Origin of the sequence: Shimia sp. MIT910701 (genome assembly GCF_047126315.1) — a bacterium.
Classification (GTDB): domain Bacteria; phylum Pseudomonadota; class Alphaproteobacteria; order Rhodobacterales; family Rhodobacteraceae; genus Shimia.
On record NZ_CP138953.1, the window covers coordinates 1,344,412 to 1,363,962 of the forward strand.

17 protein-coding genes are annotated in these 19,551 nt (G+C 59.8%); 7 read left to right on the forward strand and 10 right to left on the reverse strand.

Annotation, left to right across the window (positions count from 1 at the left end; translation table 11 throughout):
• The first annotated feature begins 49 nt into the window (after nt 1-49).
• A complete protein-coding gene (locus SIB38_RS06440; RefSeq protein WP_294117856.1) occupies nt 50-523 on the forward strand; it encodes a GNAT family N-acetyltransferase in 474 nt (157 codons plus the stop codon).
• Here the strand turns inward: SIB38_RS06440 and SIB38_RS06445 are convergent.
• Nucleotides 520-1,263, reverse strand: a complete 744-nt coding sequence (locus tag SIB38_RS06445; protein ID WP_294117854.1) for a YgfZ/GcvT domain-containing protein — start codon at nt 1,261-1,263, stop codon at nt 520-522. The two genes, SIB38_RS06440 and SIB38_RS06445, sit on opposite strands and share 4 nt — an antisense overlap.
• Before the next feature lie 73 nt (nt 1,264-1,336).
• On the opposite strand from SIB38_RS06445, the gene SIB38_RS06450 reads away from it, so the two are divergent.
• Nucleotides 1,337-2,023, forward strand: coding sequence for a TIGR04283 family arsenosugar biosynthesis glycosyltransferase (locus SIB38_RS06450; RefSeq protein ID WP_294117852.1), 687 nt, complete (start codon nt 1,337-1,339; stop codon nt 2,021-2,023).
• Between the two features lie 6 nt (nt 2,024-2,029).
• Here the strand turns inward: SIB38_RS06450 and SIB38_RS06455 are convergent, their stop codons facing one another.
• On the reverse strand, nt 2,030-3,904 hold the full coding sequence (locus SIB38_RS06455; RefSeq protein ID WP_294117849.1) for an ABC transporter ATP-binding protein: 1,875 nt from the start codon (nt 3,902-3,904) through the stop codon (nt 2,030-2,032).
• A gap of 158 nt (nt 3,905-4,062) precedes the next feature.
• Here SIB38_RS06455 and SIB38_RS06460 point away from each other — a divergent pair, with 158 nt between their 5' ends.
• Entirely contained in the window at nt 4,063-5,259 is a 1,197-nt protein-coding gene (locus tag SIB38_RS06460) for a pyridoxal-phosphate-dependent aminotransferase family protein (RefSeq protein ID WP_294117847.1), read from the forward strand.
• Nucleotides 5,260-5,264: 5 nt separating this feature from the next.
• Here SIB38_RS06460 and SIB38_RS06465 read toward each other — a convergent pair whose 3' ends face one another.
• Both SIB38_RS06465 and SIB38_RS06470 read right to left on the reverse strand, forming a co-directional pair.
• Nucleotides 5,265-5,450 (reverse strand): hypothetical protein, encoded by a 186-nt coding sequence (locus SIB38_RS06465; protein ID WP_412551653.1) that lies wholly within the window; start codon nt 5,448-5,450, stop codon nt 5,265-5,267.
• A gap of 91 nt (nt 5,451-5,541) precedes the next feature.
• On the reverse strand, nt 5,542-6,645 hold the full coding sequence (locus SIB38_RS06470) for a pyridoxal phosphate-dependent aminotransferase (RefSeq protein ID WP_294117844.1): 1,104 nt from the start codon (nt 6,643-6,645) through the stop codon (nt 5,542-5,544).
• A 121-nt stretch (nt 6,646-6,766) separates the two neighbouring features.
• Between SIB38_RS06470 and SIB38_RS06475 the strand changes: the two genes are divergently transcribed.
• The gene (locus SIB38_RS06475) at nt 6,767-7,558 is read left to right on the forward strand and encodes a crotonase/enoyl-CoA hydratase family protein (protein ID WP_294117841.1); all 792 of its coding nucleotides are present in this window, start codon (nt 6,767-6,769) and stop codon (nt 7,556-7,558) included.
• A 15-nt stretch (nt 7,559-7,573) separates the two neighbouring features.
• Here SIB38_RS06475 and SIB38_RS06480 read toward each other — a convergent pair whose 3' ends face one another.
• The 3 genes from SIB38_RS06480 to SIB38_RS06490 all read right to left on the reverse strand — a co-directional run bounded on the left by SIB38_RS06480 (nt 7,574) and on the right by SIB38_RS06490 (nt 11,873).
• Nucleotides 7,574-7,900 carry a DnaJ family domain-containing protein gene (locus SIB38_RS06480; RefSeq protein ID WP_294117837.1) on the reverse strand — a complete coding sequence of 109 codons (327 nt, stop codon included), beginning with the start codon at nt 7,898-7,900 and terminating at the stop codon, nt 7,574-7,576.
• 39 nt (nt 7,901-7,939) lie between these two features.
• Complete coding sequence (locus tag SIB38_RS06485; protein ID WP_412551654.1) at nt 7,940-11,107, reverse strand: valine--tRNA ligase; 3,168 nt, start codon at nt 11,105-11,107, stop codon at nt 7,940-7,942.
• A 328-nt stretch (nt 11,108-11,435) separates the two neighbouring features.
• Entirely contained in the window at nt 11,436-11,873 is a 438-nt protein-coding gene (locus SIB38_RS06490; RefSeq protein WP_294117832.1) for an Lrp/AsnC family transcriptional regulator, read from the reverse strand.
• Nucleotides 11,874-11,980: 107 nt separating this feature from the next.
• On the opposite strand from SIB38_RS06490, the gene SIB38_RS06495 reads away from it, so the two are divergent.
• The 3 genes from SIB38_RS06495 (at nt 11,981) to SIB38_RS06505 (ending at nt 16,532) form a co-directional block, all read left to right on the forward strand.
• Entirely contained in the window at nt 11,981-13,111 is a 1,131-nt protein-coding gene (locus SIB38_RS06495) for a type III PLP-dependent enzyme (protein WP_294117829.1), read from the forward strand.
• A 78-nt stretch (nt 13,112-13,189) separates the two neighbouring features.
• Nucleotides 13,190-15,487: a xanthine dehydrogenase family protein molybdopterin-binding subunit gene (locus SIB38_RS06500; RefSeq protein ID WP_294117827.1), complete on the forward strand. Its 2,298-nt coding sequence runs from the start codon at nt 13,190-13,192 to the stop codon at nt 15,485-15,487.
• Nucleotides 15,462-16,532 (forward strand): DUF2235 domain-containing protein, encoded by a 1,071-nt coding sequence (locus SIB38_RS06505; RefSeq protein WP_294117826.1) that lies wholly within the window; start codon nt 15,462-15,464, stop codon nt 16,530-16,532. Before SIB38_RS06500 ends, SIB38_RS06505 begins: the two co-directional genes overlap by 26 nt.
• A gap of 7 nt (nt 16,533-16,539) precedes the next feature.
• On the opposite strand, the gene SIB38_RS06510 is transcribed toward SIB38_RS06505, so the two are convergent.
• From SIB38_RS06510 to SIB38_RS06520, 3 genes are all read right to left on the reverse strand, one after another.
• Nucleotides 16,540-17,211, reverse strand: a complete 672-nt coding sequence (locus SIB38_RS06510; RefSeq protein ID WP_412551655.1) for a nitroreductase — start codon at nt 17,209-17,211, stop codon at nt 16,540-16,542.
• A gap of 18 nt (nt 17,212-17,229) precedes the next feature.
• Nucleotides 17,230-18,336: a TFIIB-type zinc finger domain-containing protein gene (locus tag SIB38_RS06515; RefSeq protein ID WP_294117823.1), complete on the reverse strand. Its 1,107-nt coding sequence runs from the start codon at nt 18,334-18,336 to the stop codon at nt 17,230-17,232.
• A 71-nt stretch (nt 18,337-18,407) separates the two neighbouring features.
• Nucleotides 18,408-19,547, reverse strand: coding sequence for an SPFH domain-containing protein (locus SIB38_RS06520; protein ID WP_294117822.1), 1,140 nt, complete (start codon nt 19,545-19,547; stop codon nt 18,408-18,410).
• Nucleotides 19,548-19,551: the final 4 nt, after the last annotated feature.

The window sequence follows — 19,551 nt, forward strand, 5'->3', positions numbered from 1 at the left end:
CCGGGGGTTAGATTGAGAAACCTCCGGTGACATCACTGGAGGTTTTTTTGTGATTAGATTTTTGAGAACGGATGAAGTTGAGAAATTACTGCCCCTGTCGGCGCAGGTGAATGCGCTGCATGAGGAAGAGCATCCGGAGCAATATCGCGGTGATGCTGCGCCGGAAGAGGTGACGGAGTTCTTCAAGCAGCGGCTGGGGGAAGGTGCGCAGGTGTTTGTCGCCGAGGGGCCGGATGGCGGTTTGACTGGTTTCTTGCTCGCCGTGCCTGTGGTGCGAGAGGCGTCGCCGTTTCTGCATCCGGCCCGGTATGTGGAGCTGGATCAGATATGCGTCGATGAAACCTGCCGGGGGCAGGGCGTTGGTAAAGCTTTGGTGGCCGCTTTAGAGGCGTGGATGCGCGACAATGACTTCCAACAATGGAAGTCGATGGTGCATGGCTTCAACATGCACTCGCAACACCTCATGAGCCGGCAGGGCGCAGAGGTGCTGGGGCTGCGCTATCGCAAAATGTTAAGCGACTAGGCCGGGTAGCTGATTTTGGCGTCGCCGGCAGTCATGTCCTCGCCGGCGCGGTCAAAGCGCAGGTAGGCCAGGGCCTTGTCTCCCGCACGGCTGTGTAGGGTGCCAACTGGTCGATCGTCTTTTAGGATCGGAGTGCCGGCCTCAGCGTCGCCGGTGATGCCAACCTGGGCGAGACCTTTGCGAAGCTCAGTTTTGTGCTTCATGCGGGCAGTGACTTCTTGTCCGACGTAGCAGCCCTTTTTGAAGTCGACGCCGTTGAGCCGCTCAAAGCCCATTTCGAGAATGAAGCTGTTTTGGTCGAGCTCTAGCCCGGCGTTGGGCACCTGGTTGGCCACATAGAGTGCGGTCCAGTCCGTGGTGTCGTCTTCCTGAGGCGCGTCGCGGTAGGCGCGCCAGCCAAGGTTTGGGGAGCGTGGGTCGACGGCGCCGTCTTCCGGAATGTCGCCGAAGCCACGATGCAGGTGCAGGGTGGTCGGCTCAATGGTGACATCGGCGCGCAGTTTGTACATGGTCAGGCGCTGTTGCAGCGCAGAGGCCTGTGTTGCGTCGGCGTCCAGCAAAACGGCGTCTCCGTCGCGTTTCAGGAAGAAATCCGCGATGTATTTGCCCTGGGGGGTCAGGAAGGCAGCGTAGAGCAGTCCATCGGTTAGGCGGGTCATGTCGTTGGTGATGAGACCTTGTAAAAAGCTCTCGGTGTCACTGCCGGTAAGGCGGAAAATGCTGCGATCTGACGTGGACATGTCGCTGCTCCTGTTCTTGCGCTCTCCTGTCATATAGAAGCGGTGTCGCCGTGCAACAGGGCTGGAGTAAGAAATGCGTGCACCTGTGAGTGTTGTGATCCCGACATTGAATGAAGAAGCGGGGCTGCCTGCTTGTTTGGGCGCGTTGTTTGAGGGCGTGTCTGCGGGCGTGATCCGCGAGTTGATCGTCGCAGATGGCGGGTCCAGTGATGGCACGCTGGCGATTGCCGAAGAGGCCGGGGCGGAGGTTGTGCGCTGTGCCGCGTCGCGGGGCGGACAGCTGCGGGTTGGCGCGGCCAAGGCGCAGGGCGATTGGCTGTTGTTTGTGCATGCGGACACGGTGTTGTCCGAGGGTTGGAGTGCTGCCGTGGAGGCGCATTTGGCGCAGGCGGATGTGGCTGGATACTTTGCGTTGCGGTTTGAGAAAGGCGGAGTCGCGGGGCGTCTGGTGGCGGGATGGGCCAATCTGCGCAGTGGCCTGTTTGGGTTGCCCTATGGGGATCAGGGGCTACTGATCTCTCAGCGGCTTTACGAGGAAATCGGCGGGTTTGCGGACATTCCCTTAATGGAAGACGTTGCAATTGCGCGGCAACTGGGGCGGGCGCGATTGGCGCCGTTGGACACGCAGGCGATCACCAGCCCGCGCAAGTATCAAGCGCAAGGTTGGCTGCGCCGAGGTGGGCGCAACCTGTGGACTTTGCTGCGGTATCTTCTGGGTATGTCGCCTGAGAAATTGGCGGCAGCGTACCGCCGCCAGTGATCTGCGTTATTCGCGGCCCGCGAGACGGCCGAAGATGCGTGACAGAATGGATCGCTTGGGTTGCGGTAGGGCGGCGTCCAGACCTTCGATTGGCTGCAAGGCGCGGGCCTCGGCGGTTTCGCCTTTGGTTTTGAATTGCAGCTCGTAGAGATCGGCGTAGATGCCGCCACGGGCGAGCAACTCGTCATGGGTGCCTTCGTCCACAACTTTGCCTTTGTCCATTACGAGGATCTTGTCGGCGTTGCGGACGGTAGACAGCCGGTGGGCAATCACCAATGTGGTGCGGCCCGAGGAGAGCTTGTCCAAAGCCGCCTGCACCACGGTTTCGGAGCGTGTGTCCAGCGCGGAGGTGGCTTCGTCCAGCAGCAGGATTGGGGTGTCGCGTAGCAGGGCGCGGGCAATCACCACGCGTTGACGTTGGCCTCCTGAAAGATTGGTGCCGCGTGGCCCCACTTCGGTGTCCAGCCCGTCGGCCAGTTTGGGAAGGAAGTCGGAGACATGAGCGGCTTTGAGCACTTCTTGCAGGCGTTCTTCGCTGACGCCGGTTTGATCGAGCAGGATGTTTTCGCGGATCGTGTCGTCAAATAGCATGGCTTCTTGCGATACGACGGAGAACAGGCCGCGCAGGTCCGGCAAGCTCATGTCGCGGTTGTTGACGGTGTCGATCAGGCTTGTGCCGGTTTGCGGGTCCACAAGGCGGGTGAGCACGTTGAAGATGGTCGACTTGCCAGCGCCCGACGCGCCGACGATGGCGGTGGTTTTGCCGGGTTCCGCGACAAAACTGGTGCCGTCCAGAACTGTCACGTCGCCATAGGCCAGGTTGACCTTGTCCATGGTGATGCCCGGCGTGCCGGTTGGGGCGGGCAACGGATCTTTAGGGGACAGGATGGTGGGAACGGTCTCGATCAGCTCTTTCAATCGTTCGATTGCCGAGGCGGCGACTTGCCAGCGGCCAGAAAGTCCCGCCAGGCGACGAAGAGGTTCAAACATCATGCCAAGCGCAGTGAAAAAGCTCATAAACTGCCCAATGGATTTTTCGCCTGAAACAATTTCGCCGCCGCCATAGATCAGAACACAAAAAAATCCGAGGCCAGCCGTGAAGTCGACCATAGCTGCGATTGAAGCTGTACCCGCAGTTGCGCGGACTTCAGCGCGTACCAATTCGCGGGTTGAGCTTCCGAACTTGGTTGTTTGGTACTTTTCTAGCAGGTTGAGCTTGGTTGGGATGATGCCGTGGAAGGTCTCGTCCAATTGTGTCGCAATTTTTGCACCGAGATCCCGGGCTTCGCGAGCGCGTCTACGTACGAACCGCTGCGCCACCAAAGACGGCAATATGAGAAGAGGTGTGCCCACACAGGCGACAATGGTCCAACGCCAATCGACGCTTACAGCAACACCAACGAGTGCAATAAGTGAGATGAAGTCTCGGCCCGCACCGGTGATAAAGGAGCTCCAGACGCCGTTGATCGCGCCAACATCCGATTGGGTGCGCTGAATGAGATAGCCCGGTGGGTGGGTTTGGTGGAAAGCGTTGTCTTGCAGCATCATCCGGCCCAACAGGTCGATGCGCAGGTCGGCGGAGGTGCGCTGGGCCGCCGTGGTCATCATCACCTTGTGACCGATGCTGGTGATCCCGCGGGTGAAGAAAATCCCGGCAAACACCAGTCCAACGCCCCACAAAGCAGATATGCTGCCTGCCGAGAAGGCAGAGTCAAACATGGGTTCCATCATCCAGGCGATGAGACCCAGCGTGGAGCCTTCGATCGCCATAAGAATGGATGAGCAAATCAGCAGCCACTTGTGACGGTGAAGGTATTTCCGCCAAAGCCAGGACAGCAGATAGCCTTTGTCTTTGGTGGGTTTAACGTCTGTGTCAGTCACGATCTGTGCCTTCTCCGACCTTTGAAGTGACTTTGACCTTTACAGGTGGCCGCGTCGCAAAACCAGAGCCAATGGCGTCGTTTCGCCGGTGCAGACAGGCGATTGACGTTGCATTCCTGCGCGTTAGGGTGCCGTGAGGTGTAGCAGGGGACGCAATTATGAAACTTACACAGGGACAGACCTATCTCGCGATTCCGGGGCCATCTGTGATGCCGGAGGCGGTGTTGCGCGCGATGCATCGGGCTGCGCCCAATATATATGAAGGCGAGTTAATCGACCTGACCTATGGGCTGTTGCCGGACTTGAAGACGGTGGCGGGCACCCAACACGATGTGGCGATCTATATCGGTAATGGTCATGCGGTTTGGGAAGCGGCGCTGGCCAATGTGATTGAACCCGGTGACCGGGTGCTGGTGCCAGCCACGGGCGCGTTTGGTCATGGTTGGGGCGAAATGGCCGCTGGAATGGGTGCGGAGTGCGAGGTGATCGACTTTGGCCGCCGTTCTCCGATGGACCCGGCCAAGGTCGCTGAGGCTTTGGTGGCGGACAAGGACCATTCCATCAAGGCAGTTCTGGCGGTGCATGTGGATACCTCGACGTCGGCGCGCAATGACATCGCGGCCCTGCGCGCTGCGATTGATGAGACTGGTCATCCGGCACTGTTGATGGTCGATTGCATTGCCTCTTTGGGCTGTGACCGATTTGAGATGGACGCCTGGGGTGTGGATGTGATGATCGCAGCCAGCCAGAAAGGGCTGATGGTCCCGCCAGGTGTGGCTTTTGTGTTTTTCAACGACAAGGCGGCCGCGCGTCGAGCGGCGTTGCCGCGGGTGAGCCGCTATTGGGATTGGGTGCCTCGGGCCAAGCCGGAAGCCTATTATCAGCTGTTCTGTGGCACGGCGCCGACGCATCACCTCTACGGCCTGCGCGTTGCGCTGGATATGATCCTGGAGGAAGGGCTGGAGCACGTCTGGCAACGCCATGAGGTGCTAGCGAAGGCGATTTGGGCAGCCTGTGACGCGTGGAGCGCAGACGGTCCACTGGAGCTCAATATGGCGGAGGAGGCGCATCGCAGTCGGGCAGTGACTTCTCTGCGGATTGGCAAGGAGCACGGCACGCGGCTGCGGCGGTGGTGTCAGGATCAAGCGGGTATCACCTTGGGTATTGGTTTGGGCATGGCCACAGAGGACGATCCACAAAGCGACGGATTCTTCCGTTTTGGCCATATGGGGCATGTAAATGCGCAGATGATTATGGGACTGCTGGCGACGGTGCAGACAGGCCTGATCGCGCTGGATATTCCGCACGGTCCAGGCGCCATAGAAGCCGCAGCGCGGGTGATAGCGAAGGCGTAACCTGGCTAAGCGCGTCGATCCAGATGAGAGCGCAGGCGGTCAATGCCTGCGTTCAGGATCACGGCCAGCACCATCCCGGCTGGCAAACCCCAGAGTAGAAACACAAGTACAAAAACCCAGAGCAGGTTCACAAAAGCCATGACCAGGCAGGTGGTGGTGTAGTCTTGGACAGGTTGCACAGGGCGGGACATCGCGGACACTCCTCAGTCGCAGGATAGCTCTGATTCGTGTCACAAGACGGAAAAAATTTCGTGAACGGCCCGCGGGTTGCGGGGCGATGTCTTAGGAAAGCTCTGTGAGAACCTCGCCAAGCGCGGCGTCCAGCAGGTCTATTTCTCGTTTCGGGGCGCAGCTGATGCGGATGCAGCGGTTTTGCGGGGCCACAAACGGCATACGTACAAAGATGCCGCGAGACACCAATCCGTCGAGTATGGCTTTGGCGTAGGCCCCATCTTTGCCGCAGTCGATGGCAACAAAATTGGTGGCGGAGGGGAGTGCCTTGAGACCGTGTTTGGCGGCCACCGCTGCGATGTGCTGACGCGAAGCTTCGACTTTGGCGCAGGTGTCCGACAGCCACGATGCGTCGTCCAATGCGGCGAGCGCGCCCACTTGTGCTGCGCGGTTCATGCCGAAGTGATTACGGATTTTCTCAAAAGCACGAATGTTTTGAGCCTCGCCCATGGCGTAGCCTACGCGTGCGCCTGCCATGCCGTAGGCTTTGGAGAAGGTGCGCATGCGGATCACGCGGGGATCGTTGATGGCGATCTCCGGTGCTGTGCCGTCGGGGGCGAGCTCGACGTAAGCTTCATCCAGCAGCAGCACACAGCCGTCCGGGATTTTGTCGAGTTGGGCGACGATGTCTTTGCCAGCGCACCAGCTGCCCATTGGATTGTCGGGGTTGGCGAAGTAGACAAGTTTGGCGTCCACTTCGGCGGCCTTGGCCAGTAGAGCAGGCAGGTTTTCGGCATCGTCACGGTACGGCACTTTGTGCAGCGAACCTCCAAAGCCTGCGACGTGGTAATTGAAGGTGGGGTAGGCGCCCTCAGACGTGACCACCGCGTCTCTTTCGCCAACCAGCAGGCGGACGAGATAGCCGAGCAAGCCGTCGATGCCTTCGCCCACAACCAGGTTGTCGGGCGCAATGCCATGGTGGGCGGCCAAGGCGTGGCGCAGATCGTAGCTTTCTGGATCGCCGTACATCCAGATGTCACCGGCGGCCTTTTGCATCGCTTCAATCGTTTTGGGCGAGGGGCCAAAGATGTTTTCGTTGGCACCGATGCGGGCGGAAAAGGACTGGCCCATGGCGCGCTCTTGTGCTTCGGGGCCGACAAAAGGAACGGTGGCGGGCAGGCTTTCAGCCAGTTTGGTATAGCGAGGTCCGGTCATGCGCGGAAAGTGACGCAAGGACGGTGGCGGCACAAGAGCAAATGCCCTCACGTTAGGGTGGATTTCCCGCCGTAGGGCGCGGAGTGTAGGATCAAGAAAACCCATCTGTGAGGAGGCTGTTATGGCCCGTGTATCGGTAGAGATCAAAGACCACATTGCCCATGTGCGGCTGACCCGTGGCGACAAGATGAACGCGCTGGATCAGGCGATGTTTGATGGCATAATCGAAGCTGGTGAAGGCTTGATAGAAAACGACGATGTGCGGGTTGTGGTGCTCTCCGGCGAAGGCAAATCCTTCTGCGCCGGGCTGGATGTGATGAGCTTTGCCGCCTTGGCGGGGCAGGACCCGGTGGCGCGGATTATCCCGCGCACCCATGGCAATGCGAATGATGCGCAGCAGGTGGCGATGGTGTGGCGCAAGCTGAAGGTGCCGGTGATTGCGGCGTTGCAGGGCGTGGCTTTTGGCGGTGGTTGTCAGTTGGCGTTGGGGGCAGACATTCGTTTTGCCGCGCCGGACACCAAGATGGCGATCATGGAGATGAAATGGGGGCTGATCCCAGATATGGGCGGGATGACGTTGCTGCCGCATCTGGTGCGCTCGGATGTGCTGCGGCAATTGACTTATACGGCGGCGCCAGTTGAAGCGGAGCAGGCTTTGGCTTGGGGGCTGATCACCGAGATCGCTGAAGATCCATTGGCGGCGGCGATGACTTTGGCGGAAGAGATTGCAGGCAAGAGCCCTTCGGCTGTGAAAGCGGCCAAGGCGCTGATCGGCTATGCGGAAGAGCATATGGACGATGTGGACGCGGTGCTGCTGGAAGAGAGCCGGGCGCAAGCGCGTTTGATTGGCAAACCGCATCAGATGGAAGTGATTGCGGCGAACATTCAGAAGCGAAAGCCGGTGTTCAAATAAGGAGTTAGCTGAGGCCTACTTCAGGAACTTGCGGTAGGCCTCGCGCTCGACATTGTAGTCGAGTTCCAGTTTTGCAATCTGCGCCATCAGGCGCTTTTTCTCATCTGGATCAGAGGCTTGTTGCCAGTCGCGTTTGGCGGCCTCGAGCTGCTCTTTGAGTTTGAACTCGCGTGGCAGAACCCCGGCGCGCGCCATGATGGAGTGGCCCACGGCGGTGGCCGGGTCTTCAATTTCGTGGCGTTTGGGGAGGGGTTTGCCTTCGCCCTCAAGGCCAGTCAACTGGCCTTCAGCTTCGGCCTTTTTGATCTGACGTTCGATGAGGTTTCGAAAGGAGCGCATCATGCTCCCAATATGGGCATGATGCTTGTGTTTGCAAGGCGCTTAGTCGAGCTCTGCGAGCTTGGCGAGCGCCGCCTTGATCTTGTCCTCTTCTTCCTCGCGGGCGGCGAGGTTTTCCTTGGCTTCAGCCACAACCTCATCCGGTGCCGAGGCGACGAATTTGGGGTTGTTCAGGCGCCCACGCAATCCGCCGAGTTCTTTGGCCAATTTGCCTAAGCCTTTCTCAAGACGTGCTTTTTCGGCGTCGATGTCGATGATGTCCGCCAGTGGCAGGCCAAAGGTCGCGCCGTCGACCGCCACAGTGGCGGTGCCTTTCGGGAAAGTCTCAACCTCTTCCAGCGACACCACGCGGGCGATCTTGAAGATCAGGGCTTCGTTGCGCTTAAACGCTTCGCGGTTCTCATCGGTGATCTGGCTCACCACCACGTCGATTTTGGCACCGGCATTTACCCGCATCTGCGCGCGCACGGAGCGAATTTGGTCGATCACGGAGATCACCCAGTTCATCTCGCGGTCGGCTTTTTCATCCACGAATTCAGCGGCTTGGTAGGTTGGCCAATCGGCGTGCACCAGCATTTTTGCGCGGTCGCCCAGCTCGCCCCAAAGCTCTTCGGTGATGAAAGGCATGATGGGGTGCAGGAGCAGCAGACATTGGTCGATGACCCAGCGCATTGTGGCTTTGGTTTCGGCCACGGCGGCGGCGTCATCGGAGTTGAACAGCGGTTTGGAGAACTCCACGTACCAGTCGCAAACCTTACCCCAGACAAAGGCGTAAAGCGCGTTGGCGGCGTCGTTGAAGCGATAGCTTTCGAGTGCGGCGTCGACCTCTTCGCGGACCTTGGCGGTCTCGCCGATGATCCACAAATTGGCGGTCTGTTTTACGTCGGTATCGCGTCTGTTTTGCGACAGTGCGGAACTGACCACCACATCGTCTTCAAACACGCCGTTCATCTCGGCAAACCGCGCGGCATTCCAGAGCTTGGTGCCGAAGTTGCGGTAGCCCGCGATGCGTTGCATGTCTAGTTTCAGCACGCCACCCAGAGCGGCCATGGCGGCCGAAGAGAAACGCAGCGCGTCGGCGCCGTATTCGTCGATGATCTCAAGCGGGTCCATCACGTTGCCGGTGGATTTGGACATTTTCTTGCCTTTGGCGTCGCGCACGAGGCCATGCAGGTAGACGGTGTCAAACGGGATCTGATCCACCACGGCGAGCTGCATCATCATCATGCGGGCGACCCAGAAGAACAGGATGTCCTGACCGGTGACCAGCGTGGAGGTCGGGAAGTATTTTTCCAGCTCTGGCGTGTTGTCGGGCCAGCCAAGCGTGCCGATGGGCCAGAGGCCTGAGGAGAACCAGGTGTCGAGCACGTCGGGGTCACGCCAGACTGGGTACACCAGTTTCAGCGGGTCCTGATCCACAACGTATTGCGCGAGGCTCTCGGCCAGCATGTGGATGGCTTCGTGCTTGTCAGCCACCTCAACCACTTTGGCGTGGTTCAGAGGGGACGGAATGTTGGCATTGTCATCGAGGAACTGTTCCACGACGCCGTCAAAGTTCGCAGCACAGTGGGTGACGTTGCCACGGTGCAGCATGCCGCCCTCGCCCAACAGACGGCCCATTTCGACGAGATCCAACGCACCGTTGTTTTCGTCGTCTTTGAAGTCCTCGGCGGAGAGGTCGAGGCCATACCACACAGGAATTTGGTGGCCCCACCACAGCTGGCGGGAGATACACCAAGGCTCAATGTTTTCCAGCCAGTGGAAGTATACTTTCTCGCCGCTTTCCGGCAGGATTTTCACGTCGCCATTGCGCACAGCGTCCAGCGCTGGGCCAACAACTTTTTCAGCGTCCACAAACCATTGGTCGGTCAGCATCGGCTCGATGACCACTTTGGAGCGGTCGCCAAACGGCTGCATGATCGGCTTGTTTTCTACGTAAGGCACGGTTTCAGTAACTTCGGAGGTGTTGCCCTCGTCGTCTTTCACCGTCTTGGTCACTGTGGTCATCACCGCGAGGCCTTCGGCGGTGATTTGCTCCACCACGAGTTTGCGCGCCTCAAAACGGTAGAGACCGCGCAGGTCGTCCGGCACCAGGTTCACGCCGTCGGCTTCGTTTTCCGTCAGGGTGCGCTCGCCTTTGGCCACAGCCATGGCGATGGTGGCGGCGGCGTCGTAGCTGTCGCCGTCCGCGCGCATGGCGCCTTTGGTGTCCATCAGGCGGTACATCGGGATGCCACCGCGCTTGGCGACCTGATAGTCGTTGAAATCATGTGCGCCGGTGATTTTCACCGCGCCGGAGCCGAAGTCCTTGTCCGGGTATTCGTCGGTGATGATCGGGATCAGGCGGCGGTGCTCTTTGGGACCGACCGGGATTTCGCAAAGTTTGCCAACGATGGGCGCGTAACGTTCATCAGACGGGTGTACCGCCACCGCGCCGTCGCCCAGCATGGTTTCCGGACGGGTGGTGGCGATGGAAATGTAATCACGGGTCTCTTGCAGCGTGATGTTCCCGTCTTCGTCCTTCTCGACGTATTCATAGGTCGCCCCCCCTGCCAAGGGGTATTTGAAGTGCCACATGTGGCCGGCAACTTCGATGTTCTCCACTTCGAGGTCGGAGATGGCGGTTTCAAAATGTGGGTCCCAGTTCACGAGGCGTTTGCCGCGATAGATCAGGCCCTTGTTGTACATCTCAACAAAGACTTTCAGAACGGCGTCGTGGAAGTTGCCGCCAGCCACATCTTCGGGTGCGCCGGGCGCGCCGGACATGGTGAAGGCTTCGCGGTCCCAATCACAGGAGGCGCCTAGGCGCTTCAATTGGTTCACAATGGTGCCGCCGGACTCACCTTTCCATTCCCAGACTTTCTCAAGGAACTTCTCGCGGCCCAATTCGGCGCGGGACGGCTGTTGGGTTTCGGCCAGCTTGCGCTCCACAACCATTTGGGTGGCGATGCCCGCGTGGTCGGTGCCCGGCTGCCAGAGGGTGTCAAAACCCTGCATGCGTTTCCAGCGGATCAGGATATCCTGCAGCGTGTTGTTAAAGGCGTGTCCCATGTGCAGAACGCCAGTGACGTTGGGCGGTGGGATCATGATGCAGTAGGTGGAAGCACCCGGTTTTGCATTTGCGCCTGCGGTGAAGCAGCCGGCTTTTTCCCATGCGTCGTAGAGGCGGCCTTCGGCCTCTGCTGCGTTGAAGGTCTTTTCCATCGCCATTGGTGTGATCCCTTGTGTCGGTTCGCGCCCGTTATCAATCGGAGTTGTCTCTATCGAATGCGGAAACAAAGGGGAAGCGGGAAGAGATTGTTTAGCAAGGTGGAGAAAACCTGAATTTATTCACTCAAGTTGGAAAAATTCAAAAAAGATCTGGTTTGTTAAGGTTCTGTTAAGACTTGGCGCGGCATAAGCGGGGTGTGGCGCATGACGCCTCCACGCTAGAAGGCGATGAGATGTACATCCTGCGTGCCAGAACGGCACGCATTCCATCTCCCCCAAACGCAAATTCCCAATCTGTGAGACTGTTTGAGCGTTGTTTTGCGCGGATTTACCCGCGTGGGCGGTCCAGTTTGGTGGACAGGTGGATCAGGCTTTCCGAGCTTTTCACACCCTTGGCCTCACCAATGTTGTCGAGCGTGTCGTCCAGCTCTGAGGTACTGTCCGCAGCCAGTTGCACAATCAGATCAAACCGCCCGGAGCAGGTGTGCACGCTTTCCACGGCAGGCAGGGATTTGAGGCGGTCCAGCACGGTTGGCCCGCTGCGCAGCTCGATCGAAAGCAGCGCGGTGGCGCGCAGCCTTGGGCGGGCGGCATCGCCCAGACGCAGGGTGTAGCCTGCGATGGCGCCGGAGGTTTCCAAACGGTCGATACGGGCCTGGACCGTGGTGCGCGCCAGGCCCAGTTTACGGGCCAATGTGGCCACGGGCGCGCGAGCGTTTTCGCTGAGCAGGGCCAGGAGTTGGGTGTCGGTTTCGTCAAGTTGCATCGTGCTGCCGTCTATATGCCGAGTCTTTCCTGCATTTTTACCAGAGTGCCGCGTGGAATCGACAGGGAAATCCCTCAAGCTGATGAAAAACAGGATTGAGGTAGGACATGCGCAACGATCCGGCCCTTTGGCCGTCCCCTTCTTGGCATCTGACGAAGTTTTCGCCGGACGCGCCGGTTTTGTATTTTGCTCCTGAGGTGCTGCAAGCCACGGCGCGGCGGTTCATTGACGGTTTTGCCGGGCTGGTGACTTATGCGGTGAAGGCCAATGACCATGAGGCGGTGCTGACGAATTTGGTGAACGCCGGGCTGACGGCCTTTGATGTGGCGTCGCCATTGGAGATGGCGCGGGTGCGGCGTGTGGCGCCGGATGCGGTGCTGCATTACCACAACCCGGTGCGCTCGGTGGCGGAGATCACCGAGGCGGTGGGGCACGGCATTGCCAGCTGGTCGGTGGATTGTCCGCGGGAGTTGCAGAAGTTGGCGGATGTGCCGCGCGCAGGCACAGAGATTGCGGTGCGCTTGCGGTTGCCGGTGGCCGGTGCGGCTTATGACTTTGGCGAGAAGTTTGGCGCGGACCCGGATCAGGCGGTGGCTTTGTTAAAGCAGGTGCGGGAGATGGGGTTTGAGACCTCTTTGACCTTCCATCCCGGTACGCAGTGTGCCGATCCGCAGGCCTGGGCGGTGTATATTGTCGAGGCGGCAGATGTGGCGCGGCGGGCTGGCGTGGTCTTGAAGCGGCTAAATGTTGGTGGCGGCTTTGCGGCGCATCGCAATGGTCCTGCACCGGATCTGGAGGCGATTTTTGATCGCATCGCGGCGGAGACAGTACGGGCATTTGATGAGGAAGCCCCCGCGTTGGTTTGTGAGCCGGGGCGGGCGATGGTGGCCGAGGCGTTTACCTTGGCGGTGCGGGTGAAGACTGTGCGCGACACGGCGGTCTTCCTGAATGACGGGATTTATGGCGCGCTGACGGAATTGCGCGACATTGGGGTGCCGGATCGGATTTCTGTGCTGCGGCCTGATGGGGCCGTTGTGGATGGCGACATGGCGCGTAAGGTGGTCTACGGGCCGACCTGTGACAGTCTGGATCGGTTGCCAGATCCAGTGGCGCTGCCTGCGCAAATTGCTGAGGGGGATTTTGTGATGATCAAGGCCATGGGCGCCTACTCGTCCTCACTGTCCACCGGGTTCAACGGCTACGGTCTGCAAGAAATGGTAACTGTCGCGACGTTGTAAGGCACAACGGGCTCTGGACACGTCCGGATTGCACGATAGAGTTCCTCTTCGTAGCGACGCGCAGGGGAGCCAGCAGCCATGGAAAAGTTTGGGAAAAGCCAGCCGGTCAAACGGATTGAAGACACGCGGTTTTTGACCGGCAAAGGCCAATACGTGGACGATATTGCGCCCCAAAATGCGCTGCATGCCTATTTTTTGCGCTCTCCGGTTGCGCATGGGCTTGTGACCGAACTGGATGTTGCGGACGCGCGTGAGGCGGATGGGGTGGCCTGTGTCTTGACGCAGGCGGATTTGCTGGCGGCGGGACTTGAGGCCAATTTGCCAGGCACGCAGGTGGTGAACCGCGATGGCAGCAAAGGTGCCAAGCCGGAACGTCCGCTGCTCGCGGCAGAGCGGGTGCGCTACGTCGGTGAGCCGATTGCCGTGATTGTGGCGGAGAGCATGGATCAGGCGCGGGATGCGGCTGAAATGATCATGTTCGACTATGATGATCTGGACGCGCATCTGGCATTGGCGCGCGGCGGTGAGCAGCTGCATGGCGAAGCGCCAGAGAACCTTGCGTTTGATTGGGGGCTTGGTGATGAGGCCGCGACCGACGCGGCTTTTGAGGCGGCGGCACATGTGGTGAGCCTGGAGGTTGGCGACAACAGAGTGATTGTAAACGCGATGGAGCCGCGTGGTGCCTATGCCGAATGGGATGGCAGCCGGTTGCATGTCGCCAGCAATGGGCAGGGTGTCTGGGGCACCAAGGGGCAAGTCGCCCGTGTTCTGAAGATGAACGAAGACGACGTGCGTGTCACCAACCCGGACACCGGCGGCGGCTTTGGCATGAAGGCGATGATCTATCAGGAGCCTCTGATTGTGGCATACGCCGCCAAGACGCTGGGCAAGCCGGTCCGGTGGATTGCGGATCGAACGGAGTCGATGTTGTCAGACAACGCGGGGCGCGATCTGGTGTCGTTGGCGGAGTTGGCGTTTGACGAGAACCTTAAGGCCACGGCCTATCGCGTGAAGTCTGTCGCCAATATGGGCGCGTATAACTCGCAGTTTGCCCAAGCGATCCAGACGCAGCTGTTTAGCCGCGTGTTGATGGGCGTCTATGATGTGCAGACTACTTGGCTGCAGGTGGATGGGATTTACACAAACACCACGCCAGTGGATGCCTATCGTGGGGCCGGGCGGCCGGAGGCGATTTATGTTCTGGAACGCCTGATGGATCGTGCGGCGCGCGAACTGGGAGTGAGTGGCTACGAGTTGCGGCGGCGCAACTTCATCCCAACCGAGGCGTTTCCGTACAAATCGGCGACGGATGAAACCTATGATGTTGGCGACTTCGATCGAGTGTTGAGCCGCGTGGAGGAGTTTGGCGATGTGGCCGGGTTTGCCGCGCGCAAAGCCGAGAGCGCGAAGGCTGGCAAGCTGCGCGGCGCTGGGCTGTGCTATTACATTGAGAGTATTTTGGGCGACCCAAGTGAAAGTGCGCGGGTGGAGTTCAATGACGATGGCACCGTTTCGATCTATGTGGGCACGCAGTCCAACGGGCAGGGACATGAGACGGTTTATGCGCAGTTCCTGAGTGACCAGACCGGCATTCCCACCGAGATGATTGAAGTGGTGCAGGGGGACAGTGACCGCATCAAGCAAGGTGGTGGTACTGGTGGGTCGCGCTCCGTGACGGTGCAGAACACCGCGACTTTGGCGACCGTGGAAACGATGATTAAAGCCTTTACGCCGTATATTGCAGAGAAGATGGGCGTGGATGCCGCGGATGTGAGCTTTGATGATGAGCAATTCCGGGCAGAAGGCTCTAACTTACACCCGACCTTCCTTGAAGCCGCCGAGTTGGCGCGCGCGGATGGGCGGACGGATTTGATGGTGCATGAGGAGCGCACCACTTTGCCAGCGCGCAGCTTCCCCAACGGGGCGCATCTGGCAGAGGTTGAAGTGGACCCGGAGACGGGGCAGGTCAGCTTGGAGACATACACTGTGGTGGATGATTTTGGTAATCTGATCAATCCGATGCTCGCCGAGGGGCAGGTGCATGGTGGCGTGGCGCAGGGCATTGGCCAGGCACTGATGGAACATGTGGTGTTTGATGATGACGGTCAGCTTTTGACCGCGACCTTCATGGATTACGCCATGCCGCGCGCGAGTGATGTGCCGATGATTGGCTTCGCCACCGAGGCGGTGCCGTCCACTGCGAACATCATGGGCATGAAGGGCTGCGGCGAGGCGGGTACCGTGGGTGCCATGGCTGCAGCAGCCAATGCGGTGCAGGACGCGCTTTGGGAGGCGGGTGTGCGCCAAGCGGATATGCCGTTCACGCCGCATCGCGTGTGGCAGATGTTGAATGAGGCCAAACATACGGCTGGCTAGACGCATATCAGAGTGGCTGACTGGGAAGTTCACCAGCAGCCATACCCCGGCCGGACCGCGCCGGGGGGCGGTCACGCATGTGATTATTCTGGATGGCACCATGTCCTCGCTTGCGCCGGGGCAGGAGACCAATGCAGGGCAGACCTATCAGTTGCTACGAGAGATCGGCGCGGAGGTGTCGGTTTACTACGAAGCCGGGGTGCAATGGCGGTCCTGGCGTCAGACGTTGGACGTGATGATGGGGCGCGGGATCAATCGGCAAATCCGGCGGGCTTACGGCTATTTGGCAAGCCGATATCGGCCTGGAGACAAGATTATCCTGATGGGCTATTCGCGCGGTGCTTTTGCTGTACGCTCATTGGCAGGGGTGATTGACCGCGTCGGGCTGTTGCGCGCGGAATGTGCCACGGAGCGCAATATCCGCACGGCTTATCGGCACTATGAACTGACGCCGGACAGTGCGGCTGCAAGCGCGTTTGCGGCGGCGCATTGTTATGAGCATACAGAGATCGAGATGATTGGTGTGTGGGACACGGTGAAAGCGCTGGGCGCGCGGGTGCCGGTGTTGTGGCGGATCACTGAACGCCGACATGCGTTTCACAACCATCAACTTTCGCCCGTTGTGCGGCATGGGTTTCATGCCTTGGCGCTGGATGAGACGCGGCAGGTGTTTGAACCAGAGTTGTGGCGTTGTCCGGATGATTGGGACGGCCGTGTGGAGCAGGTCTGGTTTCGAGGGGCGCACAGTGACGTGGGCGGACAACTCGTGGGGTTTCATGCTGCGCGACCGCTTGCCAATATTCCGCTGGTCTGGATGCTGGAACGGTTGGAGATGTGTGGCGTACGCTTGCCAGAAGACTGGCGGGATCGCTACGAGACCGATCCGGATGCGCCCATGGTGGGCACCTGGCGGGCGCTCGGCAAATACTTTTTGTTTAGGGCGCCAAGGGTTGTTGGGGCAGATCGGTCAGAGAGCATTCACCCGACCGCGTTGCCCTATGTGACTGCGGGCGACATTAAAGGGCAGGTGTTGCCGCAGACCTAGGTTGGTTTTAATCGCGCCAGTCGACAAACTCGCCTAGCTCCGCGCGGTCTGTGCGAAAGGTGTTGATGGCGGCAGCGTCATCCGGGTAGCCAAAAGAGATGGCCGCAAGAACGTTGCGATCCTCGGAAATGTCGAAGTGTTTGCGGACCACGTCTGAGTAGAGCGAGAGTGCGGCCTGAGGCACGGTGCCGATGCCTTGCGCTTTGGCGGAGAGGCAGAAAGCGGTGATGAAACCGCCGCAATCGAGCACGCCGTAGGGGCCGAGTTCTTTGGGGCAGGTGATGACCGCAACGTGAGGCGCGCCAAACAGGGTGTAGTTCTCCCGCATTTGACGTGCGCGGCCTTCGCGGTCGCCACGACCAATGCCAACGGCTTCATAGAGTTGGAACCCACAGGTGCGGCGGCGTTTGAGATGCGCGCCGGTGTAGGTGTCCGGAAACGGGTAGTCAGGCGCGGGGGCGCCGCCGTCAAAGGCTTGTGCCATGGCATCGCGGAAAGCTTCGGTTTGAGCGCCTGAGGCGACAATCACCTTCCACGGTTGTGCGTTGCACCAGGAGGGGGCGCGGCCAGCATCCAGCAGGATTTGGGAAATAACCTCACGCGGTACGGCATCTGATTTAAACGCTCGGCAGGAGTGACGGGCGTGCAGAAGTTCTTGCAATGCAGCGTGGTGAGACATCGCGGAAATCCCCAACTCTTATTGGTTTTGCGCGATGATATAGCCAATCACGCCGGCTGCAATAGCGGCGAGGAGCACGGCAAAGGCGATCTTCCATTTTGAGTAGGGGCGTTCGCCTTGAACGCGGCCGGTTTGTCCATTGACCACAAAGCGATAGGACTTACCGCGGTATTTGTAAGCGGCCATCCAGACCGGCAGTAGGATGTGTTTGAAGGTCACATCACTGACCGCAGTGGAGACACTGTGAATGCGCTGGCGGTCGCCGCCGATGTCAAAGGCCACGTCGCGGCGGATCACGCGGTCCATACGGTCGCGGGCCTCGTCGTAGCCCTCTTCGAGATCGATGGAGTAGCCCTCAGCCTGAAAGCCTGCGAGGAATTCTGGCGTGTAGGGTTCCAGCGCGGAGAGATCCCAGGGCTGCAGGTTGTCAGTGTATTTTTTAGGCAGGGCCTTGGAGCCAAGCACAAGGATGTCGTCAAACCAGCGGGCCACGCGGCCAGAGGCGGGCGACCAGCGGATTTTTTGCACCTGCCGTTGTTCTTGCTTGCCGTCCACCATGACGGTTTCGGCGACGTAGTAGATGGTGCCCCGTTCGCCGCGATAGGAGGATTTGGTATCCGCATCGTAGGTCCAATAGGGGACATAAATGCCGTCCATCTTGCGGCCCTTCTTGGCGTATTCCTGCAGGCCGTTGGGGGCGAACCAGAGCTTACCCAGCCACTCATTCATGGATTGATGCGCGATCTTTTCCGCGATCTGGAAGGGCAGGACAGCACGCGGCTTGATCAGGCGATGCGTGCCGGTGTCGACCACGACGGGGCTGGCGCAGAAGGGGCATTCGGTGGCGTGGGTGTCGCCCTCAAAAACCACATGGGCGGCGCAGTTGGGGCAGGAGGTGGTGCGGGCCTCGACCATTTCGGCGGCCGGGAGCTGCTCGGCCAAAGCTGCTTTGAAATCCAGCTCGGCAATGGCAGCCTGACGGTCGCCTTGCTCAGTGGCCTCTTCGTGACCGCAGTGATCGCAGATCAGTTTGCCTTCGTTGGGGGCAAAGCGGTAGTCGGCGCCGCATTGGGCGCAGGGGAAACGGGTGGTCTCTTTGGGCGCGGGGGGCGGTGTGGCTGACATGAAATCTGCTTGCTTTGAAATGGCTTGGAAGAATTTAGCAAAGCCCCGGCCAGCAAGCCGGGGCTATTGTTTTAGGCACCAGGGGGCGGGGGCGGCAGGATGGTGAAGAGCTGGGCCAGTTCGGCCACGTCTTCGGCGTGTTTCCAACCGTCCTGGCCTGCGGTCCAGACGTGGGTTTCACGGGTGATCTCCCCAGCGGTTGCCATGCGACCAAGCGCAGCTTTGGAGAACGGGCCTTTGGTTTGGCCGTTTTCGGCGATGTGCCACACATGCTCGACCGGCGGTGGGGGCGGTGGCGCAGCGGCGGCTTGTGGCGCGGGAGCCGCTTGTGGCGCTTGCGCGGCGGGTTGCGCGCCCCATGGGCCGGTTTGCGCCATCTGTTGGGCCATTGCCATGCCCATGCCCATCCCCATGCCAGCGCCCATGCCGGAGTTTGGCGTCTGTGCGGCGGCGGTCATGGCTTCGGCGGCGGAGAACTGTGTGTATTTGCCCAAGTCACCAACGATGCCCATCGAGGTGCGCTTGTCCATCGCGGCCTCAACCGCTGGTGGCAGGGAGATGTTTTCGATGTAGAGCTCCGGGATCGCGAGGCCGTATTCGGCGATGGTGCCGGAGATTTCGGCGGCGACCAGCTTGCCCAGATCGGCGGTATTTGCGGCCATGTCCAGAACCGGAATGCCGGAGCCAGCCACAACGCGGGAGAACTCCTGCACGATGATGTTGCGGATCTGGAAGGAGATCTCATCCATGGTGAATTCGCCGTCTGTCCCAACGATCTCCGTTAGGAAGCGGGCGGGGTCGACCACGCGGATGGCGTAGGTGCCATAGGCGCGCAGGCGCACGGGGCCGAATTCCGGGTCGCGCACCATGATGGGGTTTTTGGTGCCCCATTTCAGGTCGGCAAACCGCGTGGTGTTGACGTAGTAGATTTCGGACTTGAACGGGCTTTTGAAGCCGTGGTCCCAGTGCTGCAACGTGGTCATCACCGGCATGTTGTTGGTTTCCAACATGTAGAGGCCGGGGGTGAAGACATCGGCCAGTTGACCTTCGTGCACAAACACCGCTGCTTGGCCCTCGCGTACGGTCAGTTTGGCGCCGTATTTGATCTCATGCCCTTCGCGCTCAAAGCGGAACACCAGCGTGTCGCGGGTGTCGTCAACCCAATGGATGACGTCGATAAATTCGCCAGTGAGGAAATCAAAAATACCCATGAAG

Bases quoted from the DNA above. Each gene is read 5' to 3' on its own strand.
- SIB38_RS06495 (WP_294117829.1), top strand. From the start codon at position 11,981: ATGCGCAACGATCCGGCCCTTTGGCCGTCCCCTTCTTGGCATCTGACG.
- SIB38_RS06490 (WP_294117832.1), bottom strand. From the start codon at position 11,873: ATGCAACTTGACGAAACCGACACCCAACTCCTGGCCCTGCTCAGCGAA.
- SIB38_RS06475 (WP_294117841.1), top strand. From the start codon at position 6,767: ATGGCCCGTGTATCGGTAGAGATCAAAGACCACATTGCCCATGTGCGG.
- SIB38_RS06465 (WP_412551653.1), bottom strand. From the start codon at position 5,450: ATGTCCCGCCCTGTGCAACCTGTCCAAGACTACACCACCACCTGCCTG.
- SIB38_RS06505 (WP_294117826.1), top strand. From the start codon at position 15,462: ATGAGGCCAAACATACGGCTGGCTAGACGCATATCAGAGTGGCTGACT.
- SIB38_RS06515 (WP_294117823.1), bottom strand. From the start codon at position 18,336: ATGTCAGCCACACCGCCCCCCGCGCCCAAAGAGACCACCCGTTTCCCC.
- SIB38_RS06460 (WP_294117847.1), top strand. From the start codon at position 4,063: ATGAAACTTACACAGGGACAGACCTATCTCGCGATTCCGGGGCCATCT.
- SIB38_RS06520 (WP_294117822.1), bottom strand. From the start codon at position 19,547: ATGGGTATTTTTGATTTCCTCACTGGCGAATTTATCGACGTCATCCAT.
- SIB38_RS06510 (WP_412551655.1), bottom strand. From the start codon at position 17,211: ATGTCTCACCACGCTGCATTGCAAGAACTTCTGCACGCCCGTCACTCC.
- SIB38_RS06485 (WP_412551654.1), bottom strand. From the start codon at position 11,107: ATGGCGATGGAAAAGACCTTCAACGCAGCAGAGGCCGAAGGCCGCCTC.
- SIB38_RS06450 (WP_294117852.1), top strand. From the start codon at position 1,337: ATGCGTGCACCTGTGAGTGTTGTGATCCCGACATTGAATGAAGAAGCG.
- SIB38_RS06480 (WP_294117837.1), bottom strand. From the start codon at position 7,900: ATGATGCGCTCCTTTCGAAACCTCATCGAACGTCAGATCAAAAAGGCC.
- SIB38_RS06470 (WP_294117844.1), bottom strand. From the start codon at position 6,645: ATGACCGGACCTCGCTATACCAAACTGGCTGAAAGCCTGCCCGCCACC.
- SIB38_RS06500 (WP_294117827.1), top strand. From the start codon at position 13,190: ATGGAAAAGTTTGGGAAAAGCCAGCCGGTCAAACGGATTGAAGACACG.
- SIB38_RS06445 (WP_294117854.1), bottom strand. From the start codon at position 1,263: ATGTCCACGTCAGATCGCAGCATTTTCCGCCTTACCGGCAGTGACACC.